The 22,642-nt window shown below is 62.1% G+C and carries 16 protein-coding genes and 1 tRNA gene; 8 read left to right on the forward strand and 9 right to left on the reverse strand.

All coding sequences use genetic code 11. The features are described from left to right. Window positions 1-75 precede the first annotated feature (75 nt). A complete protein-coding gene (locus QWI75_RS02530; protein ID WP_289267113.1) occupies window positions 76-3,513 on the reverse strand; it encodes a molybdopterin-dependent oxidoreductase in 3,438 nt (1,145 codons plus the stop codon). 658 nt (window positions 3,514-4,171) lie between these two features. Here QWI75_RS02530 and QWI75_RS02535 point away from each other — a divergent pair. Then, window positions 4,172-4,588, forward strand: a complete 417-nt coding sequence (locus tag QWI75_RS02535) for a hypothetical protein (RefSeq protein WP_289267114.1) — start codon at window positions 4,172-4,174, stop codon at window positions 4,586-4,588. Between the two features lie 218 nt (window positions 4,589-4,806). After that, entirely contained in the window at window positions 4,807-5,079 is a 273-nt protein-coding gene (locus QWI75_RS02540) for a transposase (RefSeq protein WP_289267115.1), read from the forward strand. 360 nt (window positions 5,080-5,439) lie between these two features. On the opposite strand, the gene QWI75_RS02545 is transcribed toward QWI75_RS02540, so the two are convergent. Continuing rightward, window positions 5,440-5,622 (reverse strand): hypothetical protein, encoded by a 183-nt coding sequence (locus QWI75_RS02545; protein WP_289267116.1) that lies wholly within the window; start codon window positions 5,620-5,622, stop codon window positions 5,440-5,442. A 287-nt stretch (window positions 5,623-5,909) separates the two neighbouring features. Here QWI75_RS02545 and QWI75_RS02550 point away from each other — a divergent pair. Next, window positions 5,910-5,984 (forward strand) — tRNA-Gly (locus QWI75_RS02550). Between the two features lie 54 nt (window positions 5,985-6,038). Here the strand turns inward: QWI75_RS02550 and QWI75_RS02555 are convergent. From QWI75_RS02555 to QWI75_RS02570, 4 genes are all read right to left on the reverse strand, one after another. Further along, window positions 6,039-8,219 carry a transglutaminase TgpA family protein gene (locus QWI75_RS02555; RefSeq protein WP_289267117.1) on the reverse strand — a complete coding sequence of 727 codons (2,181 nt, stop codon included), beginning with the start codon at window positions 8,217-8,219 and terminating at the stop codon, window positions 6,039-6,041. Next, window positions 8,191-9,402 (reverse strand): DUF58 domain-containing protein, encoded by a 1,212-nt coding sequence (locus tag QWI75_RS02560; protein ID WP_289267118.1) that lies wholly within the window; start codon window positions 9,400-9,402, stop codon window positions 8,191-8,193. Before QWI75_RS02560 ends, QWI75_RS02555 begins: the two co-directional genes overlap by 29 nt. A gap of 54 nt (window positions 9,403-9,456) precedes the next feature. Then, window positions 9,457-10,398: an AAA family ATPase gene (locus QWI75_RS02565; protein WP_289267119.1), complete on the reverse strand. Its 942-nt coding sequence runs from the start codon at window positions 10,396-10,398 to the stop codon at window positions 9,457-9,459. 148 nt (window positions 10,399-10,546) lie between these two features. After that, the gene (locus tag QWI75_RS02570; RefSeq protein WP_289267120.1) at window positions 10,547-11,893 is read right to left on the reverse strand and encodes a hypothetical protein; all 1,347 of its coding nucleotides are present in this window, start codon (window positions 11,891-11,893) and stop codon (window positions 10,547-10,549) included. 111 nt (window positions 11,894-12,004) lie between these two features. Between QWI75_RS02570 and QWI75_RS02575 the strand changes: the two genes are divergently transcribed. The 3 genes from QWI75_RS02575 (at window position 12,005) to QWI75_RS02585 (ending at window position 14,410) form a co-directional block, all read left to right on the forward strand. Continuing rightward, window positions 12,005-13,036 carry a ChaN family lipoprotein gene (locus QWI75_RS02575; protein WP_289267121.1) on the forward strand — a complete coding sequence of 344 codons (1,032 nt, stop codon included), beginning with the start codon at window positions 12,005-12,007 and terminating at the stop codon, window positions 13,034-13,036. 229 nt (window positions 13,037-13,265) lie between these two features. Next, a complete protein-coding gene (locus QWI75_RS02580) occupies window positions 13,266-14,099 on the forward strand; it encodes an SWIM zinc finger family protein (RefSeq protein WP_289267122.1) in 834 nt (277 codons plus the stop codon). Between the two features lie 134 nt (window positions 14,100-14,233). After that, window positions 14,234-14,410, forward strand: coding sequence for a hypothetical protein (locus tag QWI75_RS02585; protein ID WP_289267123.1), 177 nt, complete (start codon window positions 14,234-14,236; stop codon window positions 14,408-14,410). A gap of 105 nt (window positions 14,411-14,515) precedes the next feature. On the opposite strand, the gene QWI75_RS02590 is transcribed toward QWI75_RS02585, so the two are convergent. Beyond that, window positions 14,516-15,238, reverse strand: coding sequence for an arylesterase (locus QWI75_RS02590; RefSeq protein WP_289267124.1), 723 nt, complete (start codon window positions 15,236-15,238; stop codon window positions 14,516-14,518). Window positions 15,239-15,292: 54 nt separating this feature from the next. On the opposite strand from QWI75_RS02590, the gene QWI75_RS02595 reads away from it, so the two are divergent. Further along, window positions 15,293-15,997: an ABC transporter ATP-binding protein gene (locus QWI75_RS02595; RefSeq protein ID WP_289267125.1), complete on the forward strand. Its 705-nt coding sequence runs from the start codon at window positions 15,293-15,295 to the stop codon at window positions 15,995-15,997. Then, complete coding sequence (locus QWI75_RS02600) at window positions 15,994-18,654, forward strand: ABC transporter permease (protein WP_289267126.1); 2,661 nt, start codon at window positions 15,994-15,996, stop codon at window positions 18,652-18,654. Before QWI75_RS02595 ends, QWI75_RS02600 begins: the two co-directional genes overlap by 4 nt. 193 nt (window positions 18,655-18,847) lie before the next feature. Here QWI75_RS02600 and QWI75_RS02605 read toward each other — a convergent pair whose 3' ends face one another. Continuing rightward, the gene (locus QWI75_RS02605) at window positions 18,848-19,342 is read right to left on the reverse strand and encodes a PilZ domain-containing protein (protein WP_289267127.1); all 495 of its coding nucleotides are present in this window, start codon (window positions 19,340-19,342) and stop codon (window positions 18,848-18,850) included. 151 nt (window positions 19,343-19,493) lie between these two features. Then, window positions 19,494-22,601: a DUF748 domain-containing protein gene (locus QWI75_RS02610; protein WP_289267128.1), complete on the reverse strand. Its 3,108-nt coding sequence runs from the start codon at window positions 22,599-22,601 to the stop codon at window positions 19,494-19,496. Window positions 22,602-22,642 lie beyond the last annotated feature (41 nt).

The raw sequence follows: 22,642 nt of genomic DNA on the forward strand, positions 1-22,642 counted from the left end.
TTAGTCATTCGTACGGTCCGTCCGAACACCTCATCACTCTTGCAAGTGACGAGTGACGGTTGACGAATGACGCCATTACACCTTGATCTTAATGTGCTCGCCCTTGAGCCACTTGATCATGAACTCGTTCTCCTGCCCGGGGGTAAAGCCGGTCCGGACCGGTTCCCACGGGCCGCGGGCGCCGATGCCGCCGTCTTCCGCCTTGGTGATGCGGATCAGACATTCCTTCGGCACCGTGTTGACCGCGTGGTGGTCAATCTCGAAGCCCCACTTCATCTTGAGCCCGTTGGCATGTTTGCCGGGCAAGCTGTCGGTCTGGTGCATCGGCATCAACCAGCTCCGCGTAAAGGACTGTTGGGCCCCGTAGCGGAAGTTGGACTGATAGCCGGTGTCCAGGGCGATGGCGCGGCCGTCCGGCCGTGTCTCGTGCCCTTTGACCGATTTCGCCGTCGACACGTACGGGGCGTGCTTCGCCATCGTGACGTGATACGGATAGGAGGGATTGTACTTGGCCCGGATCATCAAGCGGGCGACCTTGTAGTAGGGATCGGAGGGTTTCCAGCCGCGGTAGGGCCGGTCCACCGGGTTCCCGTCCACGTAGACATAGTCACCGTCGTTGATGCCCCGATCGCGCGCCGCCGCCGGGTTGATGTTCAACTGGTGCTCGCCGACGCCCGGCGTCCGCTTGTCCATCCGGTACGGATCGCCGAAGTTCGACTCGTAGATCTGCACCCAGTCGTTCACCGACCACTGGCTGTGCACCCGGTGCCGGGTCTTGGGGGTGACGCAGTAGAACTGATACCCCTTCTCCCACAACGGGTTCGAGTAGCGCTTGATCTCCGCCCAGGGCAGCTTCACGTTGCGCACCTGCTTGTCGTCATGGTGCTGCGCCGTGATGGGGATGCCGTAGTCATCCGGGCGGATGTAGGGGTTCGTGGAGCAGATGGCGTTGGGCAAGTACGGCGTCGCCTCCGGGCCTTCCCGGTGGACGATGAAGTTCTCGCCGTATTCAATGGCCTCGGGCTCCGTCCGGTAGGATTCCAACCGGCCGGACCGGGTCCACATCGGCTTGCTCTCGTTGACTTCCTCCCACAGGGGATGCCGCGGATAGGTCCGGACCATGACCATCCAGCCCTTCTCCGACTTCAAGAGCACGTCCGCCGAATAGCCGTAGAACGTGGAGGACGCATCGAGAACACGCTGCACATACACGTCCACCCGGTTGTCGTAGACGAACTTGAAGACCTGCCGCATCAGTTGCTCGCCGGTGATGTCGGCGAGCTTGGTGGTAACCCCGGTGAAGGTATCGATGTCGTTGCGGGTGTCGTAGAGCGGACGGATGCCGCCCTTCCACACCTGCACCCAGGGATTGGACACCGTGCCCGTCATTTCGGGATAGGTGAACTCCATCCACGAATTGGAGGCGAAGGCCACGTCCGCATGGTTCACGTCCGAGGTCATCTCAATATCCTGGGTCACGATACATTCGATGTTCGGATCGACGTTCTTGACCATGTCGTAGTGGTGCTTGGAATTGTTTAACACGTTGACGTTGACCACCCAGCGGAGCTTGCTGGGGCTCGGCATATGGGTCTTGCCCGTGAACACCTTGCGCCCGTACTTGGGCGTGTTCACGATCAAGGCCGTGTCGCCGTGGTTCCAGTAGCCCACTTCCTCGCCGTAGTAGTAGCCCCGATACTTGACTTCCTTGCCGTGGATGCTGGGATCTGTGTTGGTGTGCCACGGATCTTCGCTCAAATACACGGCGGCGCCGGAGCCGGACCAGGGGGCCGCGTTCCAGATGCCGACCTTGTAGTTGCCCGACCAGGTATGACAGCCGGCGCCGAACTTCCCGACGTTGCCGCCGAGGATCATCACCAACGCGGCACCCCGGCCCATCTGCGTCATGTGGAAGTAGTGGCAGACCCCCTCGCCGTTGTGGATGGCGGCGGGCTTGATGGTACCGGCGTCCCGCGCCCAGCGCACGATGAGGTCCTTGGGCGCCCGGTTGATCTGATGCACCGTGTCCAGGTCGTAGTCCTGCAAGTGCACCTGATAGAGCTGGTAGATCGGGGCCACGTCCACTTCCCGTCCGTTGAGCAGCTTGACGCGGTAGGTGCCCGTCAAGGCCACATCCAGACCGCTGCTCAGGAAGTGCCAGCCCACCTGCTCCCGGTGAATCGGCACGGCCTGGTTCTTCGACAGATCCCAGACCATGCAAGCGCCCAGGCGTTGGATGTACTCGGGTTTCAGGCCCTGCACCCGGCCGCTATAGGCGTTGGAGAAGTCCGGGAATGCATAGTCCTTGACCACGTCGCGGGGATCGAGGTACTGGAGCGTATCCGTCCGGACCAACAGCGGCATGTCCGTGTAGGCCTTCAGGAAGTCGGTGTCTTGGAAGTTCTCATCGAGGATGATCTTACAGGCCCCCAGGAAGAGGGCGTTGTCGGTCTCCGGCCGGACCGGAATCCAGTAGTCGGCCCGGGTGGCCGTCGGATTGTATTCCGGGGTGATCACGGCGATGCGAGCGCCGCGTTCGATTGACTCCAACTTCCAGTGCGCTTCCGGCATCTTGTTCTCGACGAAGTTCTTGCCCCAACTGGTGTTGAACTTACAGAACCGCATGTCGGCCAAGTCCACGTCGCAGTTCTGAGTGCCGTTCCACCAAGGTTGGCTGGGGTCCTGGTCGCCGTGCCAGGTGTAGTTGTTCCAATAGCGGCCGCCCTGGGCTTGATCCGGGCTGACTTTCCGAATCCACGCGTCCAGCAACGGCAGCGTGTTGTTGTTGAACCGGGTGTTGCCGTGCTTGCCGATCAAGCCCAGGATCGGCATGCCGGCGCGGTGCTTGAAGCACCGGACGCCCGCGCCCTTCATCATCTCAATCATCTCGGGCGGATAGCCCTGCTCGCGCAACCGCCGGGCGCCGGCCTCGCCGCTGTAGCGCGTGGCGATGACGACCATCGCCTTGGCGACGTAGGTGAAGGCCGTGTCCCAGGAGACGCGCATCATGTCGTCCAGGTAGCGGCTGTCGAATTTGTACTTGCTCTTGGTCTCCGGGGTGAGCTCCGGGGAGCCGGCATCCATCCATTCCTTCCAGCCCTTGCGCATCAGGGGGCCTTTCAAGCGATAGGGGCCGTAGACGCGGCGGTGGAAGGTGAAGCCCTTCAGGCACATGCGGGGGTTGTGGGCGAAGGTCCCGCGGTTGCCGTAGAGGTCTTCGTAGGTCTGGTGGTCGTAGTTCTGCTCGACGCGCATGACGACGCCGTTGCGGACGAAGGCGCGGATGCGGCAGCCGTGCGTGTCGTTGGGGGAACAGCACCAGGTGAAGGAGGAGTCATACCGGTACTGATCGTGGTAGACGCGCTCCCACGAGCGGTCCGGATAGTCGCCGAGGGGGTTGCCCACCTCGATGACCGGCTGGAGGGCCGTCAGCGCCAGCGCGCGATCGGCGATCGCCGCGGCCGCCACCGTCCCCGCCGTGACCTTCAGAAATTGTCGTCGTGATAGAAACATTGAGTGCACCTCCTCAAGTTGTGAGCTGACTTCTCAGCCTGACTGCACCAAATGACTCGCACCACCGAACTTCTTTTCCCACCTCCTTCCTTTGTGAAGCATTTCCTCCTTACCACTTGATGTGCCCTGTATTTCCGACCAGTAAGAGCATGTTTCGATAACAAGAAACACAAAAGACCCCCTCAAAACAGAGCGGTAAAAAGCAACTATCAAACCATGAGGGATGTATTTTTTTAACTTATGGAATTGATGAGAAAAAAATATTATTTCGACGGAGGGAAGGAAGAAATGAGGCAGAACGGACGTTACTTATCTGTAACGGTTTGCCATGTCGGTTTAAGGATATGCATAGAAAGGTCAATAAAAACAGAAAGGTGCGAGAGTTTATTATGCGTTACCAGTTGGGCGGGTCTATCCAGCAAGGTAACGCTGCTGGGGAGCGGAGTGGCGCGGAAAAAAGGACTGAGCTATCCCGCATTATTCACGAGTTGCCATGAACGCCTGGCGTTCACCCGTGCATGATGAGCATGCGCGATCCGACGCATGCCGTGGCCCGGTTCACGTCGGGGAACATTGGTACCGCGAGTCCGCCACGAGTGTGATGTGGGCGCTTCCGGCACCCCGCATGGTGGCTGCGAGCACGCAAAGCAGAGTCGTGATGAGGAGGCGCCTCCGGGCCACGGCCGTTCACCATCTGGAGGAGGATGCCATGGAGCGACGTATCGAGCGTGGTGCAGGCTTGGATGACCCCAAAGAGACGGTGGCGGGGTGTGTCCGCGTGCCAGGGCCGACGGGAGCGCGGGAGCAGCAGGGGCGCACGTTGGGCACAATGACGGCGGACCTGTTGGCCTTGCGCGATTGGCTGGCGGCCCACCAGGTCACCGACGTGGCCATGCGCAACGTCCCGGGGCGGAAGACCGATGGGCAGGACTGTGTCTGGATCGCGCAACTGCTGGAGCCTGGGCTGCTGCGGGGCAGCTTCGTGGCCCCCGGCACCGATCCGGGAGTTACGGGACCTCACGCGGTATCGCGAGGGCCTGATCCAGGAGCGTGGCCGCGAGACGCAGCGGCTTGAGAAGGGGCGGGAGGAGGCGGGGGTGAAGCTGGCGTCGGTCGCCACGGATATCCTGGGGGCTCGGGCCGAGCGATGCTGGAGGCGCTCGTGCACGGGACCACCGATCCCGACACGCTGGCCGAGCTGGCCAAAAGCAGACTGCGTGCCAAGCTGCCGGCGTTGCGGGCGGCCTGGCCGGGCGCTTTCGGGGGCATCATGGGTTTCTGGTCAGCGAGCTCTTGGCGCCTCTGGATGACCTCGAAGAGGCGATCGCACGTTTGAGCCAGCAGATCGAGGAGCACCTCCGCCCTTCCGCGACCCTGGTCCAGCCGTTGGATGCGATCCCGGGGGTGAACCAGCGCGCGATTGAAGGGATCATGGCCGAGATCGGCGTCGACCTGTCGCCGTTTCCCTCGGATTGGCATCTCAGCAGTTGGGCTGGGATCTGTCCTGGCCATCATGAGAGCGCAGGCAAGCGCCAGAGCGGCAAGACCCGTAAGGGCAACTGCTAGCTTCGGGCCGCGCTGATTGGAGCGGCCTTTGGGGCCATTCGGGGGAAAGACAGCCGGTTGGCCGCTCGCTATCGCCGCATCAGGCGGCATCGGGGACACAAGAACGCGGTGAAGGCCCAGGACCGGGTGCGGCGGAAATTCTGGCGCTTGCTGCATCGCCACAAGCCGCCGTCGTGGCCGCTGCCCGGGAGTTGGCTGGGTTTGTCTGGGCCATCGCCCAGCAATTCCCGGTGGCGCCACCCATCTGAGAGCGAGGACAGGCACTTGGAGCGTTCTGGTCCTGGAAGCGAGGCAACGGTATGGAGCATGCTCGTGGCTCCTCTGTGGCATCCCAACATCCGTTGGCGATGACCCAGGACGCTAGATCGAGGCCGCTCCCGACGAATCACTATCATGCGTCCCTGTCCATCCCTGGATGGACAACACGCGAATATCAGGTTGATTCACCGTCGCGCAACGCCTGGCTTCCAGGTCCTGGGCGCTCCAGGGATAGGCCGCCCAGACCGCACCGGCGGCGCCATGATCGAACAAGGAACTTGACACGCTCGTCCATATCAGGAGCCTGTCCGACATTGACCTTTCTACTGCGGCGAATGATGTACCGACATCTGCTTCGTTCTCGGCCCATAAAATCCGGGGCACCCATTGCTCCGGGACTGCAATGGGTCAAGCGAACGGCAATGTCGGACAGGCTCCTATGGCCACAGGAAAAGAAATGTGGGGGTGATTTGGGGTTTTCGATTAGGCCACATGTGTCCGGCCCGTGTCACGCCAAAGTTGACAGTCAGTAGTCAGGTCAGTAGAATTCGCTCTCCTCCAGATTCTAAAGAGCGGGAATAGCTCAGTGGTAGAGCATCGCCTTGCCAAGGCGAGGGTCGCGGGTTCAAATCCCGTTTCCCGCTCCAATTTTTCAATCACTTCCGTTCTAAGGCCTTTTCTAATTTCCCTCCCCAGAGGCTTCACGGCTGCCGGGAAGGGAGAGCACGAAGACGGGTGAGCCATTCATCTGCCTGTCGGAGGTCGCGAAGCGTAAAGGTCGTGCCTCCGAATCGCACCCGACAATAGAACTCCGTCAAGGATGCGATGATCGGTTCGGCTTCCTTCCATTCGGCTCCCACGTTGTGGAGGAATTCATGCGGCGTGGACCAGGCCGGCTTGCAGTAGCCCCGGGCCCGCAGGATCTGTAACGTCCGGACATAGACCTGCTGGGCTGCGGTTTCTTCCTGCGTCGGCACGTCCGTCGATCGTCCCCGAAGCCACTCTACCAAAAGACGAACAGGGACCCGCCAGAGAAACCACCCGACCAGGAGCGCCCCCGAGAGAGCGGCGGCGGCGTACCACTGGGAGCGTTGCAGGAACTGGGCAAGGGCCTGCGCGCGGAGCAACCATTCACTGAATGTCGAAACCAGAAGATCGGTCACTTCAGTCCGCAAGGAGTGTGTGCTCTCCCGAAGGCTCTGCACGACCGCGAGTTGATCGCGGGCACTGTATTGCACGATCAGCCGATCCCATTGCACACGAAATGAGTCGACCATTCTGACCCAGGCCGTCCACCAGGACTCGTGACCGGCCGATCCGACGCTTGGCGTTGGATCGAACGTCACCCAGCCGGATTGGGGGAAGTAGGCTTCCACCCAGGCATGGGCGTCCCGCTGGCGCACGGTGTAATAGCGGCCGAACTCGTTCCACTCACCGGGAAGAAACCCCGTCACAAGACGGGCGGGGATGCCCAATGTCCTGAGCAGGATTACCATGGCCGTCGCATAGTGTTCGCAGTAGCCCGTCTTGCGCACGAAGAGAAACTGCTCCAACGGTTTGGAAGACTGGCCGCGGCCGACGTCCAGGCTATAGCGAAAATGGCGTTGCAGGTACTGCGAGAGCGCCAGGGCCTTGAGATAAGGCGTCGAGGCGCCGGCCGTTGCTTCCTGCGCCAGTTGTGCCACGCGGAGGGGAAGCGGAGGAAGTTGTAAAAAATGCCGTCGGATCTCCTCCGGATACGTGAATGACGTCGCGGCCCGATCTGCTTCGCGAATCGAGACCGGTGTCGACCAGACCGTGTATTGCGTCCGTCCCGTCGACGGAACGGGGAGAAACAAGCTGCCCATCCCGTCGGTCTGGAGGGTCAGAAAGTCTCCATCGATCGAGCGGGGGAACGACAGCCCGAACAGGACCGTGGTATCGAGGCCTTCCAGAAGGATGGTCTGGACGATGGGGGTGCCCGGCTGTCGCTCGTAAGGCGTTCCGTGTCCTGGCAGCAAACCGAACCTGCCGGAGGGACCATCGTTCATGAGCCGGCGCTTTCGGAAGGTATTCACCCAGGCCGTCCCGTTGTACCAATCGTAGGCCATGCCCCTGAGATACAAGACCGATTCCGGGCTCGGCGTTCTGCCGGGCAATTCCATTCGCATCACCACGCTCTCATCCAACTTGATCGGGCCCATGACCCCGAGGTCCACCTTTTCCGTGAACCCGACGGTGCGCATGGTCTGGTCGCGGTTCTTTTGAAACAACCCGACGCCGATGCGAGGGAACGTGAAGAAGATGATCAGGGTCACCGCGAGCGCACCGGCAGCCAGCCCGTTCGTGGACCAGAAGAATTGCGCGGTGATCCGTCCGATTTCCGGCAGCGCCGGCTCCGGTCCGCTGGCGTGGCCCGCGCGGTCGGCTTCCATGACGAGTTGGTACAACAAGAGGGTCCAGACGCCGATCAGCAGATAGGTCACCACCACCGTCCCGTACCACACCTCCGTCGTCATCGCGGCAGAGGCGAGGATCATGATGAAGCTGATGGCGTAGAGCTGGAGATAGTCGCGCCGCTGATGGAGGTTGAACAATTTATTGACCATGAGCCCGATCAGGAAATGGACGCCGGCGTGCAACAGGTCGTTGGAAAACCACAGATAGTCGATCCAGAACCAGATGAACGCCACCATGATCAGCACGTTCCAGAAGTGCAGGGACGCGCCGAGCGGCTGTGTCAGGCTGGAGGCCTGCATGGCAAATGCGGCCAGCGCCGCGAGCAGGCAGCCGAAGCCGAGAAATAGAAAACCGGGCGGCAACGAGGCGGTTAGCGCAAGGCCGGTGAAGGCCGCGGTTGCCAGGAGTAGAGAGCTAAGCCGGAACGCGCTGGTCACATCCATGCGGGAGGGCTCCAGACTCCGGGCTGCCGAGATCGATAAGGTGCGTCGCCCGCTCATACTGCCGCTGGAGGTCCGGCGTGGACCAGGGCAGAATGGCGATCATGAGGTCGCCATCATCGGAATCCGGTGCGGCAATGGCCGTAGGTGGCGTGCTTCCGTCGTCCGGCGGTTCCTGCGGGAGGCAGGTGGCCAAGGGAGCGAGAAGGCGGCGCAGGTCCTCATCGTCTGATTCGGCCTGTACGGCGGTCTCTCCGGTTACAAGGCGAACTCGATACCCCTGCTCGTGCAGGTGCGCGACGACGGAAGCCGCCAGGGTCACCGCCTGCTCGAATCGGTCCCGCGCCTGGGCAGGGGTGATGACGGAGAGATGGACGGATGCCGTCTCCTGCGTTTCCGCCTCCGTCTCACGCACCATGAGCTGGGAGGTGCGGGCTGTGCTCATCCAATGAATGCGCCGTGAATCGTCCCCCGGCTGATACACACGCAGATTGTAGAGATCCAATCCCAGTCCTTTTTTTAGGAGACGGGCCTGTCCGCCCGCGCCGACCGTCTCGGGCAGCAGCGTCCGAGGAAGGGGGAGCGGTTGCGGGAGGACCGTGATGGTCGTTTCGCAGGGGACAAAGGCCCGCTTGACGAACAGGCCAAAGGGAAACGGCGTCGCCAGCAACATTCCCTCGATACGATAAAGCCCGCGTCGCGGGAGGCTCAGGCGACAGGAGAGCAGGCGCGAGGCTTGGGGGGGCAGGTGCGCCAGGTGCAGGTCTCGATCGATCTCCGAGCCAGCGACCATGTCATACAGACGGAGCGAAAAGCTGGGCAGACGCGATTTTCGATTGGTGATGGTGATGGTCAAAGTTCCGGTCTCTCCGGCATAGAGGAAGGCCGGCGCATGCCGATAGAGTTCTAACTTGCGCAGGCAGAACTCGGATAGGAGGCCGGACATGACGATCAGGCTCAACATCATGGCCAGCAGCAGATAGAAAAGATTGTTGCCGGTGTTCACAGCCGCGACCCCGACGGCCACGGTGAACAGGATGAAACGCTTCCCCTCCGCGGTGAACCGAATCGAACGGTGGCGGAAGAGGTGCCGCAGCAGGAGCCGCCATTGTGAAGGGGAGGTGATGCCGGGCGGGCGCCAGGTGGTGCGAGCCACGTTGGACCTGCCGAGATCTCTCGTGATCATGCCCGCTTGTACGGTTCGATTGTTCGTGGCTCCGCGGCGAAACTGCCGCATTGGCTAAAGCGGAACAGGAACGGAATGGATCAGGTCGTGCACGACGCGTTCTGTTTGTTCGGCGATCTTGCCGCGCACGGCGTGGGCGCGGTTCAGCATGATGCGATGAGACAGGACGAGCGGCGCCAACTCCTTGATGTCGTCGGGCAGACAATAGTCGCGCCCGCGCACCAAAGCCAGGGCCCTGGCGGCCTTGCAAAGCGCCAGCGCACCTCTCGTGCTGACGCCGAGGCTCAAGAGGTCGGTTTGCCGGGTGGCGAGCACCAGCGCCAGCAGATAATTCATCAACGTGTCGTGCATCCGCACCTTTTCGACCTGGTCCTGAAGATCGAGCACGTCCTGAGCCGTCACCACCGGGTCGAGCTCTTCGGCCGGGTGCAGCGATTGCGGGCGATCCAGCACCTTCTTTTCCTCTTCCGGCGAGGGATACCCGATCCGCAGGCGCATCAAGAAGCGATCGACCTGCGATTCGGGGAGCGGGAACGTGCCGTGGTACTCCGCCGGGTTCTGCGTGGCGATGACCATGAACGGTTGGTGCAGCGGATAGGTCTGGTTGTCCACGGAAATCTGGGCCTCGCTCATCGCTTCCAGCAGGCTGCTCTGGGTCTTGGGCGTGGTCCGGTTGATCTCATCGGCCAGGACGATGTTGGCAAAGATCGGTCCTCGCATGAATTCAAACGCCTGTTTTTGCCGGTTGAAGATCGAAATGCCGACGATGTCGGAGGGGAGCAGGTCGCTCGTGAACTGGATGCGCTTGAAGGAGCAGTCGATGGAACGGGCCAGACTGTGCGCGAGCGTCGTCTTGCCGACGCCGGGGACGTCCTCGATCAGCAGGTGCCCGCGCGCCAGCAGGCAGACGATCGTCATTTCAATCACAGGGGACTTGCCCTTGATCACGCGCGCGATGTTCTGCTGGATATTCCGGATGGCTTGTGCGTTGTCCACGACGTCGACGACGGGAGGTGGCCAGGGTTACGGGAAGGACATTGAAAAAGTCTAACAGAGGGTCCGGGGAGCGTCAATTTTATCGCCGTTTTCGTAAGAGCTGAAAAGCCGCTCCCAGAGCCATTCTCGGCGATAAGCGGCTCCATCGTCAGGCGGGAAGCAATAGGAGAAACCAGGGAGCGGATTCCTCTCGAAGTCGAGAGAATTGCCGCGCGGTCGCGCTGGCGGGCATGCCAGGAAAGGTGGCGCCGCGCCGAATGAGGACATCGCGGAAGCCGAACGTCGTGGCCGCATCCGTGCTGGATGCGACCGTGCGTGGGATGTCGCGGCGAAGGTCCGTGAGTTCGGCCAGGCTCTGTGGGCGGTCCTGCGTCAAGGTCTGGAGATCACGGTAGAGCCGGCCGAAGACTTCAGGCAGGGTCTGCTCGGTGAAGAGCACATCTCGCGGACGCGTCGACGGATCAGCCACGAGTTGCGCGAGAAGTTCCCAAAATACCTCTGAATCAACGGCGCCGAGCACGCAGAGCAGCCCTCGGTGGGCGATCACGTCGAGCAAGGCGAGCGGCCCGCGAATGTCGAATTTCCACTCCGGGAAGAGCAACGCCCGTCCTTGATGAAGGACTTCCAATGCCGGCTCGCCATGAGCCCGTACCTGTCGGTAGGTCCCGCGCGTTTCACGCAGGTGCCGGTCGATCAGTTCGGGAGAGAGCCGAGACGGCTCATATGAAAAAGTAGGATTGGCTGGCGCCCAACAGGTGACCAGATGGTACCAGGGGCGAAGGACAGAGCGACGGTCGGGCTTCTCCAGGGCAAACATATCCTGGTCGCCCCAATAGCGAAACTGCAATCCCGGCTTCGTCTTGAGGCTTGCGACCCTGTCCTGCGTAGCCTGATATGCCGTCCCCAGGGAGGAGCCGGGTTTGATCCGGTCGAGCGCATGGACCGTCAGCAGGCGGCCGTGCTCGCGAATGGGCGGGAGGTACTGGGCAACCAGCTCGTGGACGAAGGACAGGTCGCCCGCGCCGAGATCCAACAGGGATGGGGTCTCGACTTCGAGCAAGAGGTCGAAGGGGTTGGCGTGACTGCGCAGGAACGTGTCCACTTGATCGGTTGTCCGGTCAGGGCCGGTAACTGAATGATCCGGCAGACCGGCCAGCCCAAAGTGCACACAGAGCGCGCGAAGGGCTTTGGTTGTGGGGAAGCCGGTCAGTCGTTTCAGGAGGTCGCTGCCCGGTTCCGGCATTGTGGGTTCGTGCGCCGCGGGCAAGAGGCCGGCCAGCAATGGCTCACGAATCTCGGGAGGCAATGTGGAGGTTCGGATCGCTTCGGACAAGCGGTGCAACGTCGCCAAGAGGGTGTGGCCCGCGATCATGGCGCGGGAAGCTTGCCATTCGCGCGGTTTCGACGAGCGGAGAGTCTTGAGGGACGAACGGAATTCGGCAAACGCAGGAGAGTCCTGCGGAAGCCGTCCCGGTTGGTCAGGATGAGAGGTCACCGCGATCACGAATCGATGAACAAGTTTGGAAGTAGGGAAGCATAAGAACCGGCAGCGCCGCCGTCAAGACACGAGCTTGCCGCAGCGTGGCGCCTGTGTTAGGGAACACACATGAATGGATGGTTTCTGAAATCAGCCGGCGTGGCCGCGGCAATCCTCTTCCTCAGCGCCGTTCCGTCCTGCACGATGGTGACGGCCGACCAGGACCCGCCAGCGGCTCATGGAGGGAGTGTTCGTCCGAACGACCTTGCAACGCAGGCGACTCCCGCATGGAAGCCGGGCGTGATCTTGTCGGCCGAGACCGGAGAACCGTCCAGTTTCGAGGATTGGCTGCCCAGGCTCCGAGGCGTCGATGTCGTTTATCTCGGAGAGGAACATCAGAATCCGGAACACATCAAGGCGGCGCTGCTGGTCCTGCGATCGCTGCTCGCACAGGGGCGCCGCCCCTTGCTGGGAATGGAGATGTTCTCCTGGGACGGACAACCGGCTTTGGACCGGTATGTGGCAGGGGAGACGGATGCGGATCAGCAGTTTCTCGAAGCCGTGCGGTGGAAACAGAACTGGGGCGGTGCGTTTGAGGACTATGCCCCCTTGGTCGCCTTTGCGCGGGAACACAAGCTGCCGGTGTTAGCGCTGAATCCACCTCGTCCCCTTGTCAGGCGCGTGGTCAAGGATGGGGTGGAGGCGGTTGTGAAGGGGGAGGAGGCAGCCCGCTGGGGCATGAAGGGCGAGGAACTTGTCGAGGATGCCGGCTATCGGGAAGCCATCATCGGTCAGCTCAAGGCCTGTCATGGAGGCGGGACGGATCGTGACTACGAGGGCATGTACGAGGCGTCATTGTTTCGCGACGAAGGGATGGCCAAGACCATCGCGGACTCGCTGGCCCGCATGGCCACGGACGGAGATCCGACTCGAGGTCCCTTCGTCAGTTACACAGGAGGCGGGCATATCCAGTATCGGCTGCCCGTGCCCAATCGCGTGCAACGGCGAGTCGGGCCTGGCGTGAAGCAGATGACGATCTATATGACCTCGTTTGAACCGGCTCGCCCCGACGAAGTGCGGGACCTGTTGATCCGGCACATTGCCGACTACCTGTGGTTGACGCCGGTTGGTCCACAAGGACCTCCACGCCGCTGCCGTTGAGGACCGGTCTTGCAGGCGGGTCTTTGACGCCGGACGGCTTGGCCGCAAACGGTGCAGCCTGGGCCCCAAGGGGCCAGCCCGTCCCTCAATCCCGCATTTCTTGACAGGTGCCATACCTGGCGGTACAACCGGACAGAACAGAGCGCGGCAATCGTCAGAGTCTTCTCTCCCCCTCATGCGAAATTCCATCCCCTGTACGGCGAGCCGTCTTGGTCTTCTCGAACCGACGATGATCCAATCCATCGTCGAGCAGAAGGCCTATCAGCGGGGCAACCAGTACTTTTCAGAAACCCGCGTGCGCCTGCTCGAAGCCAATGAGCAGGACATTGCCGCGACGGTCAGTGGCAATTCCGGCCTGTATGAGCAGACGATTCGCCTACGGGACGGCCATCTGGTGGCATCTTGCTCCTGCTCCTTGAGCGAGCCGCCCATGTGCCGGCATTGCGTGGCGGTGCTGCTGGAATATCACCGATGGGTGTCCCTGCGGCTGAAGCGCGACGGTGCTCCGGTTCGGCCCGCAGCGGAGGCGCATAAGGGGAACGGGAAGGCTCCCCCCGCGGCCGGCCATGCCGTGAATGACCTGAGGCTCAGCGAGGTAACGGAGTTCATCGAATGGCTCCAGGCCGCGATGAAGAGCCTGGAGACGAAGGAACCGCTTCCCGATTCACCGCCACAAAAGACCGGTCTGGTGGCGGATTGGATCAGCGCCATCAGGGAGTTGGAACGAGAGCGGCGCGAAAGCGAAGCGTTGCGGCAGGCGCTTCAAGAAGATCTGTCACGGCATGAAGGGCAGATCCAACAGTTCCGGCAGCAACTCGCCTCTGTTCAGGAGGAGTTGGAGAACGCTAAGGCCAAAAGCCAAGGTCTGGAGCGGGAGATTACCGGCTATCAAGCCATGGTCGCCAAGCTGACCACGCTTTCCCGCGAAATCTGCCAGTTCGACCTGGAGATCAAGACGGTGTCCGGAGATCTCACCAAGAGCGGGAATCAGTTGGAGCAGTTGTCGCGGGCCTTTGGGGAGGTGGCGGCCGCTCTCCAGGATCTAGGCAGGCGACACCTGTAGCGTACCCCTGCCGATAGCGACCCTCACGCGAACTGAACCGCTTGAAATGGACCCCGACGGTTCGGTAAGATCTTCTCTCTCTTTATCAATTCCGGATCAATTCCGGTTTATTCAACGCAGAGGAGGGTAGAGGTATGTTCCGTAGGATGTTGGGTTTCACCGGCCTCGCACTCTTGAACGCATCCCTGGCTGTCGCCAATGCCCCGACGGATGGTCCACCGGACTACAGCGGCATCACCGGCATGTACTATGTCTTGATCGGCATGGTCTTGGCCTACGGGGTGTACGACACCTTCTTCAAGAAGTCCTAAGTCGTTCTTCACGCCATCGGACTTTCATTGTCATAACGCCTGCGGGGGCGCGGCGCCTTGTGGCGCGCATTCTCGAAGGGTGGGATGCGGGGGTGTGTCTGTTTCTTATGACGGGCCCTGGGGACGGCGCTGCTTGGACAACAGGGGCTCGATCGTTGTAAACACCGTGTCCACGATCCTCCTGTACCCTTCGCCCGTGGGATGGATGCCGTCCGGTTGGTTCAGCGCCGGATCCGCGGCAACCCCGTCAAGGAAGAACGGGATCAAGGCAAGGTTATAGCGGCGGGCGAGATCGACATACAAGGCCTCGAATCTCTTCGTGTACTCTGCTCCATAGTTCGGCGGAAGTTTCATGCCCGCGAGCACCACGGTGACGCGGGCCTCCCGCAGCCGGCGGATAATCTCTTCAAGATTGGCCTTGGTCTGATCGAGGCTCAACCCGCGCAATCCGTCATTGGCCCCGAGTTCCAAGATTACGATCGCCGGGAGATTTTTGAGGATCCACGGAACTCGCCTAAGTCCGCCAGCGGTGGTGTCTCCGCTCACGCCGGCATTGATGACTCGGTACTTGTGCCCGGTCGCCTCCAATCGTTGTTGCAACAACGCAGGATAAGTCTGCCCGCGGGGGACGCCGAGTCCAGCGGTGAGGCTGTTGCCGAACGCGACGATGCGCGGCCGGTCCTCCCCGTGCGGAGCCGTTTCGGTCTCGACTCCGCGCGATGACGCCCAGACTCGCTGGTGCGTTGACAGCCCCTGGGTTCCAAAGGAACCGAAGAGGTGAGCCATCCCCAGCAGCAACCCGAGGGTGAAAATGGCGCGGTGCTTCATCCTGCCCCAGTATAATATGACAGTTGTCTGACGCGGTAACGGCTGGAGTCTCGTATGATTCAGATCCGTGATCTGGTGATGCAGCTTTCGGGCGGCGGCCACACGCTCACGGTGTTGGACGGCATCTCACTGGAGATTCCGGATAAACAAACCGTCGCAATTGTCGGGCCTTCAGGGAGCGGAAAATCGACGTTGCTGGGGCTCATCGCCGGTCTCGACCGTCCTACGGCCGGGTCGATTCAGATCGACGGCATCGAGATCACCGACATGCCGGAGGCGGAACTGGCTCGGTTCCGCCGCGAGAAGATCGGCTATGTATTCCAATCGTTTCACCTGATTCCTACCTTGACGGCGGTCGAGAACGTCGCGGTTCCTTTGGAGTTGAGCGGCGTCGCGGACGCCGTCGAGCGCGCAGAGGCACTGCTGGATGCCGTGGGGCTCGGCGATCGGCGGGGCCACTATCCAGTCCAACTGTCAGGCGGCGAGCAGCAGCGGGTGGCGGTGGCACGGGCCTTTGCCTGCCGCCCGCCGATCCTGTTGGCCGACGAACCCACCGGAAATTTGGACTCGGTCAACGGGCGCCACGTCATGGAGCTGCTGCTCGCGCTCCACCGCGATGCGGGGACGACGCTAATCCTCGTGACGCATGAACCCCAGTTGGCAAGCCGCATGGGACGGATCATTTCGCTTCGGGACGGACGGATGGCCTCCGACGACGTTTCTCGGGGCGACCCCATGAGCCAGGAGCAGCTTCGATGATGGGATTCTCCTCTCGCATGGCCTGGCGGGAGACCCGCGCCGGCTGGCGGCACTTCCTGTTTTTTCTGGTCTGCATCGCCGTCGGCGTCGGCGCCTTGGTCACCGTGAGCGTGTTCGCCGCGAACGTCGAGCGGACCATCACGCGCGAAGCCAGAAGCCTGATGGGCGGCGACATCGAGGTGCGCCTCTCCCGTCCCATCACTGTCGAGGGGCGTCAGGTGCTCGATTCGCTGGCCGAGCGCGGCATCGCCGTCACGCATGCCAGCGAGCTGATTGCCATGGCCGCTGTTCAGGCGACCGCCGACCTGCCGCGGCCGAGCCAGATGTCCCAGGTGGTGGAACTCAAGGCGGTCGAACCGACCTATCCCCTCTACGGCCAGGTTGGACTCGACCCCGATCGCCCGCTCCATGATCTGCTGGCGGTCGCCTCATGCGGAGCGATGTCCTGCCATGGCGCGGTGGTCCAGGAGTCGTTGCTCATTCGCCTGGGCCTTCGGCCAGGCCAGCACCTCAAAATCGGAGAGGAACTGTTCGCGATCACCGGCCTTCTGAGGAAGGAGCCGGATCGCATGGCCAACGCGTTCAGTCTGGGACCCCGGGTGATGATTTCCCAGGAAGGGCTGGCGGCGGCAGGCCTCGTCAAGCCCGGCAGCCGCGTGCGGGAGCGTTATCTCCTGCGCATTCCGCCGGGATCGGCGGTGATGTCGCTGGTGCACGAGCTGCGCGGTCGGCTGGACAAGGACCAGGCCAGAGTGTCGTCTTCTCAAGACGCCCAGCCCCAACTGAAACGGTTCCTGGACCAGATGGGGCGGTATCTCGGCCTCGTCGGGCTGACCGCCCTCTTCGTCGGGGGTATTGGCGTGGCGACGACGGTCCACGCGTTCATGCGCGAGAAGATGGCGACCATCGCCATCATGAAGACCCTTGGGGCGACCACAGCCGTCATCATCGGGATCTATCTCCGTCAAGTGCTCCTGCTCGCCCTGTTGGGGAGCTTGCTCGGCGCCGCCGTCGGGCTGGGCTTGCAGCAGGTCATGCCCGGGTTCGTCAAGACCGCGTTTGCGATCGACCTGCTGGAGCAGATCGATTTCGGCGCTACGGTGAGCTGGTCCAGCCTGCTGGTTGTGGTGAAGGGTATTGTGTTGGGGCTGTTGACCGCGATCCTGTTTACGATCTGGCCGCTGCTGCGGGTGCGCGAGATCCGGCCGGTCGTGATCCTGCGGCGTGATCTGGCGGCGATGAAACAGGTGCAGGAGGCCGGCCATCGGGGCGGGTTGGTCGGAGGCTGGGGGGCATATGATGGAGTTTCGATCGCGGCAGCGGCCGTCATCGCCCTCGGACTCGGCCTGTTGGCTGTGTGGCAGGCCGGCTCCTGGACCGTAGGACTGCTCTACGCGATGGGGCTGCTCGCCGCGGTTCTGGTCCTGCTGGGATCGGCGCGCGTCCTGATATCGCTTGTGCGACGGATGCCTCGTCCGCGGTCGCTGCCGTTGCGGCAAGCGCTGGGGAATCTTCACCGGCCGGGCAGCCAAACGATCGGCATCATGGTCGCCATCGGGCTGGCCTTGATGGTGACGGCCACGGTCTCGATTCTTGAGCGGGCCCTGGTCGAACAGGTGGTCACGAACCGGCCGGACGACGCGCCGACCTTCTTCTTCATCGATATCCAGCCGGATCAACGGGAGGGGGTGTTGGATCTTATCCACAGACAAACCGGCACGCTGGACCTGGATGCGATTCCGCTGGTGCGATCCCGTCTGGCCAGCGTCAACGGACAGCCGGTCAAGGCTGAAGAGGATGCCGGCGCCTCCCCGGCCGATCGCGAAGAGCGGCGGAAAAACTGGTACCTCACAAGGGAGTATGTGCTGACCTTTGCCGAAGCCCTTCCCAAGGGGAATGAATTGATCAAGGGAACCTGGTGGCCGGCCGGACTTGTTCCCGAGAAGCCGCTGATCTCGATCGAGGAAGAAGCTGCCAAGTATTTGGAACTCGACGTCGGGTCCACGGTTGAGATGGAAATCCAGGGCGCCGTGGTGGCGGCGGAGGTCAGCAGCATCCGCAAGGTGGAATGGGGAAATTTCACGACCAACTTTTACATGATTCTGTCGCCGGGCAGCCTCGAGGGCGCTCCCTTCACCTATGTCGCCACGGCCCGTGTCAGGCCGGAGCAGGAGGTGCCGCTGCAGCAGGCGATGGTGCGGGCGTTTCCCAATGTCACGGCCATCAACATCGGCGACGTGCTCGACAGCTTCACCGCGATGTTGGATCGGCTGGCCATGGCCATTCGCGCGGTCGCGCTGTTCTCCGTCCTGTCCGGAGCCGTCGTGATGGGCGCGGCCCTCTCCGCCACCAGGTACCGGCGCTTGTATGAGTCGGTCGTGTTCAAGGCTCTGGGAGCGACACGCGGGCTCCTGCTCCGGTCCTTCGCGTCCGAGTATGCGCTTCTCGGATTGGCGGCGGGCCTGATCGGGGTCGTGCTGGCGAATGTCTTGTCCTGGGGCGTGCTGCGGTTCCTCTTCGAGTTGGCCTGGTCGTTTCATCCCGCGGTCGTGGGATTGAGTCTGGCCTCCACCGTCGGGCTGACCCTGGCTGTCGGATTTGTCAGCACGTTCCGGCTGTTGGGTCAGCGTCCCCTCCCGGTCCTGCGCCATGAGTGAGCGGCTTACAGGACGGGCTACCGTCTCTCGTCATTCGTCAAACGTGGGGGAGTGCAGATCTTCGCATCCTGTCCCGGCACTGACGTTCGATTGAGGACTGACGTTTGACGCATGACGTCGAAACCGGAGGCGGCCACCAGGGGCATTCCAAGAGCGACTGGTTTCCGGCTGGCGGAATTTCCAGATAGTACTCTTAGAGCGGGGCGTTGTAGAGATGGAGGTCGACGAGGCGACGAATGCGGCGCTCCTCGCTGCGGAGCAGATTGACAAAGCGAAGTCCGAGCCCCGCTCGTGCGTGCGAACGGACGATGGCGCAGTCGATGGTGATGGGGAAGGTCGAAGGCGAAGGCTGAAACTCCAGCGAGACCGGCGTGCCGAGCGGAAGGCGCCGGCCGGTTCTGATGAGACAGCCTCGGATCGAGAGGTTCGCGATCGTTCCGTGCTCGGGCTGTTGTGCCTCCGGCTCCCGTTCCAGCCGAAACCAGGCCGGACACCTCACAGGGACTCGTTCGTAGTTTCGCCGCTGACTCTTGCGGTAGCGGCCAAGCCAGGCGCGAAAGCGGTGTCCGCATAATTGGCACCGAACCGGGTACAGGGCCAGCACTTCCAAGAGGCGGTCCACCCGGCTTCGAAACGGCGCGAGCCGGAGCTTGGTCGTGCGGCATCGCGGGCATCGGCGCTGCGGCATGATGTCGGACCCCCTTGGCGATGAAATGGCTGAGATTCGTTGGTGCCTGTTTTGCAGGGTACGGTACTCGGTTGTGTCCGGCCAATCCCCTGGATGGGAGGGGCGGGACAGTCGGCGTGACCGGGTCGGAACTCAGACGTGAGAGGCGAGGTCAATTAAGCGTCAGAAGGGCTTTGCTGCCCTGGACCGCCTCGGTCCCCTCCCCCTCGCCAGTTTTGGGAGCCGTCACGAAGACCCGTTCCGGTTCAATCTCGCCGTGGTCGATGAGGTAATTGTGAACAATCTCGGCCCGATCCTTCCGTAACTGCTCGAAGTCCTGTTCGGTGACCGGTTGCTTCTCAAGCAATGCCTGTTCCATGTCGGCCAGCGAGGGTCCGTCCGGCTGAGGTGTCCCATCCGCGGGTGGAGTCTCCTCAGGCCGATTGCGCGATGGCTTGGCCGCCGGAGTCGTCTTATCCTTCCCGCCGAACGGGTTCAGACGCGCCAGAAAATCCCAAAATCCAGACTGTGGCTTGGGAGGAGGGGGAAGATTCTCCAGAGTGATCTCTGCCTCGGGAGGGGCGTTCTGGGTCGCCACGGTCAGGGCTTCGTAGGTCTCCCGTACCATCCGTTCATATTCGAGCTCATCCAAGACCAAATCGTCGCTGGAGACCGCTTGGGCCTGCTCCGGGGGCATGGCCTTGAGCTTCTTCTCCTTGAAGAACCGGCGGAGCTTGGCGCGGGCGATGCCCAGCCGATCCTGCTGTTGGTCATAGGTCGCGCTCACTTCGAGGTTCAACGACGGCCGTTCAGCAAGCGCCTTGGCCAACTTGGCCAGCTTGTCCCGCTCCTCGTCTGTCAACATGGCGCTCCCGGCTGTAAAGGCGATTTCCTTCAGCTCGTCGCCTCCGCCGACCACCGATCCCAGTAACGCGAAGGGAGAGGTGGCCACTTTCTCGAGAATATTGACAAACGCCCGCAGGATTACGCGGCCGAGGGTGAAGTCCGGATCATCCAGGCTTCCGTTGACCGGGACATCGAGGTTGATCTGGCCCTTCCGGTCCTTGAGCACGGCCAAGGCCAATTTGATCGGCAGCGAGGTGGCGTCCGGGCTGTCAGTTTTTTCTCCCAAAGTCAGTTGATCGACCACCACGACATTGTCTCCTGCAAGTTGGCGGTCGGCGACCTTGTACTTGAGGTCGAGCGAGAGCTTCCCCTTTTCGATGGGGTATCCCACGTACTTTCCGCTGTAGGCGGAGAACGCGGGGACGTCATAGCCCTTCAAGGCCACCACGAGATCGAGCAGGGGATTCTTGCTGTGCGCTCTGAAATCGCCCGTGATTCTGATCGGCGCGCGGTTGTCGGCCTTCGCCGTCAGATCGATCGTCGTCTTGGCTTGGCCGGGAAGCGCGAAGCCCGTGATCCGGCCGGTCAGTTGCTGGATACCGGTTGAGACGGCCGGCTGGATCGAGCGGTCGGTAAAGGTGAAGCCGCCATTCTCGATGACAAAGGCCTTGATCGCCAGACGGAGTGGCTCTTCCGCCTCGGTTTGCTTAGGTGTCGGCGGTCTGTCGGCGCCCCGATCCCGGACGAGGGTTGCGAGATTCATCTGCCCGTCCTTGCCGATGGTCCCGATCCCTTGGAAATTCTTGAGGTGCACCTGATCGATCCGGATCGCTGTCGGGGAAAGGGCCGCCTGGAGTCCGCTCAGCCGCAGCCCGTCCCACTTCACGAGGAGATCGGACGTTCGCTCGTCTCGCAGGGCCAGTTGATTGAGGGCCATGTCGCCGACGAAACGAAGCAGCGGCTGCTTGGGGGCGGCGGCTCCATAGGTGAGGCTGCCGTGCCATTGAAGGTAGCCGCTCGCTACTTGTGCTTGGGCCTGTTCCGACAGATACGGTTGGAGCGGCCATAGTTCGAAGTCCTTGAGCGTTGTTTCAAGCTCTGCCTGCATCGGCGAATGGTGCAGGGTGCCGGAAATGGTGAGGGTGCCTTTCTCCGCCCAGCGGAGCGACGCGGCCGTTTGAATCGGCTGATCCTCCGGATAGGCCACGTCCTTCACATCGAGGCTGATCTGGTCAATGAGCAGTTGGGCCGGCGTCGCCGGGACCTGATCGAAGACGGAGAGGGTAAAGTTATCCAGGTGCAACCGGCTCAGTTGGATGTGCCAAGGTGGCTGGGTTTCGCTGGATGACGGGCGCGTCTCGGTTTCAGACTGAACCTCAGGGGACGGGGGCGAGGGGGGCGACTCAGGCTGCTGAACGATCAGTTTCTGGAAGTTCAGCCGCCCGTCCTTGTCTCGATGCGCGAAGAAGGAGCCGTCCGCCAGAGCAATCTCGTCCACGGCGATCGTGCGCTGGGTGAAGTCGGCCGAAATGCCCTGTACGGAGAGGTGGGGCAGCGACGAGCGGACCTCCTGGCTGTCGGGGTCGGCGACGATCAAGTGCTTCAGGTCAAAGGCGCCCCGTTGCACGTCCAGCACCAGCGGCTCCTGCCCGAGATCGACGTGATAGTCGAACGACAGCCCGACCAGCCCATCCAGAATCTGCCCTCGGAAGTGATCGAGGTAGTAGGGCGCGAAACTGTTGATCTGGACGCCTGCAATCGCGATGGTGCCTGAGGATTTCAAGGGATCCACGGAGAAGTGTCCGGACCAGGAGACGGACGTGTCCGGATCCATGCGCGCGGTAAAGGTATGGGGACTGCTGGCGTCCGGCTCGGTCGTAAAGTTGGTGACCAGAAAATGTACCGGCCCGATGCGGGTTTGATAGGGCACCGGTTGCGTGAGATCGTCGAAGGTCGCCGTGCCCTCTTCGATCGCGAGCCTGGCGATTCGGATGGTCGGCGGCCGAGACGGAGGCGCCGGTTCAGCCGTGTCCGAGGGGCGCTCCTCATGCGGTTGATCCGAGCGGAGGATATTGGCGAAGTTGGCCTTCCCGCCCTTCTCGAGAATCACGCTCAGCGAGGGGCGTTTCAGCGAGATGTCGCTGAGATTCAAACTGCGCTGGAAGAGGGAGGAGAGTTGGAAGTTGACGAACAACTCTCCAAATGACGCGAACTCTTCTCCGGTAGGCTCAGTGACCTGGAAGCCGGTGATCCTGAGAGACAGAGCGTAGGGATTAAAATCAATCGCATGGATGGACACCCGCCGATGGAGCACCGGCGGCAGCTTGGCTTCCAGTTGGGATTTGAGGACGGCGGGAACGACAAAGAAGCCGACAACCGTATAGAGCAGGAGGAGACCGGACAGGATGACGAGCCATTTGGTTCTCCTGGGCATGGCAATCCCTCGGTAACCCGCCGGCGAGGTGGCTGATGACA

Origin of the sequence: Nitrospira tepida, from assembly GCF_947241125.1 — a bacterium.
GTDB classification, from domain to species: domain Bacteria; phylum Nitrospirota; class Nitrospiria; order Nitrospirales; family Nitrospiraceae; genus Nitrospira_G; species Nitrospira_G tepida.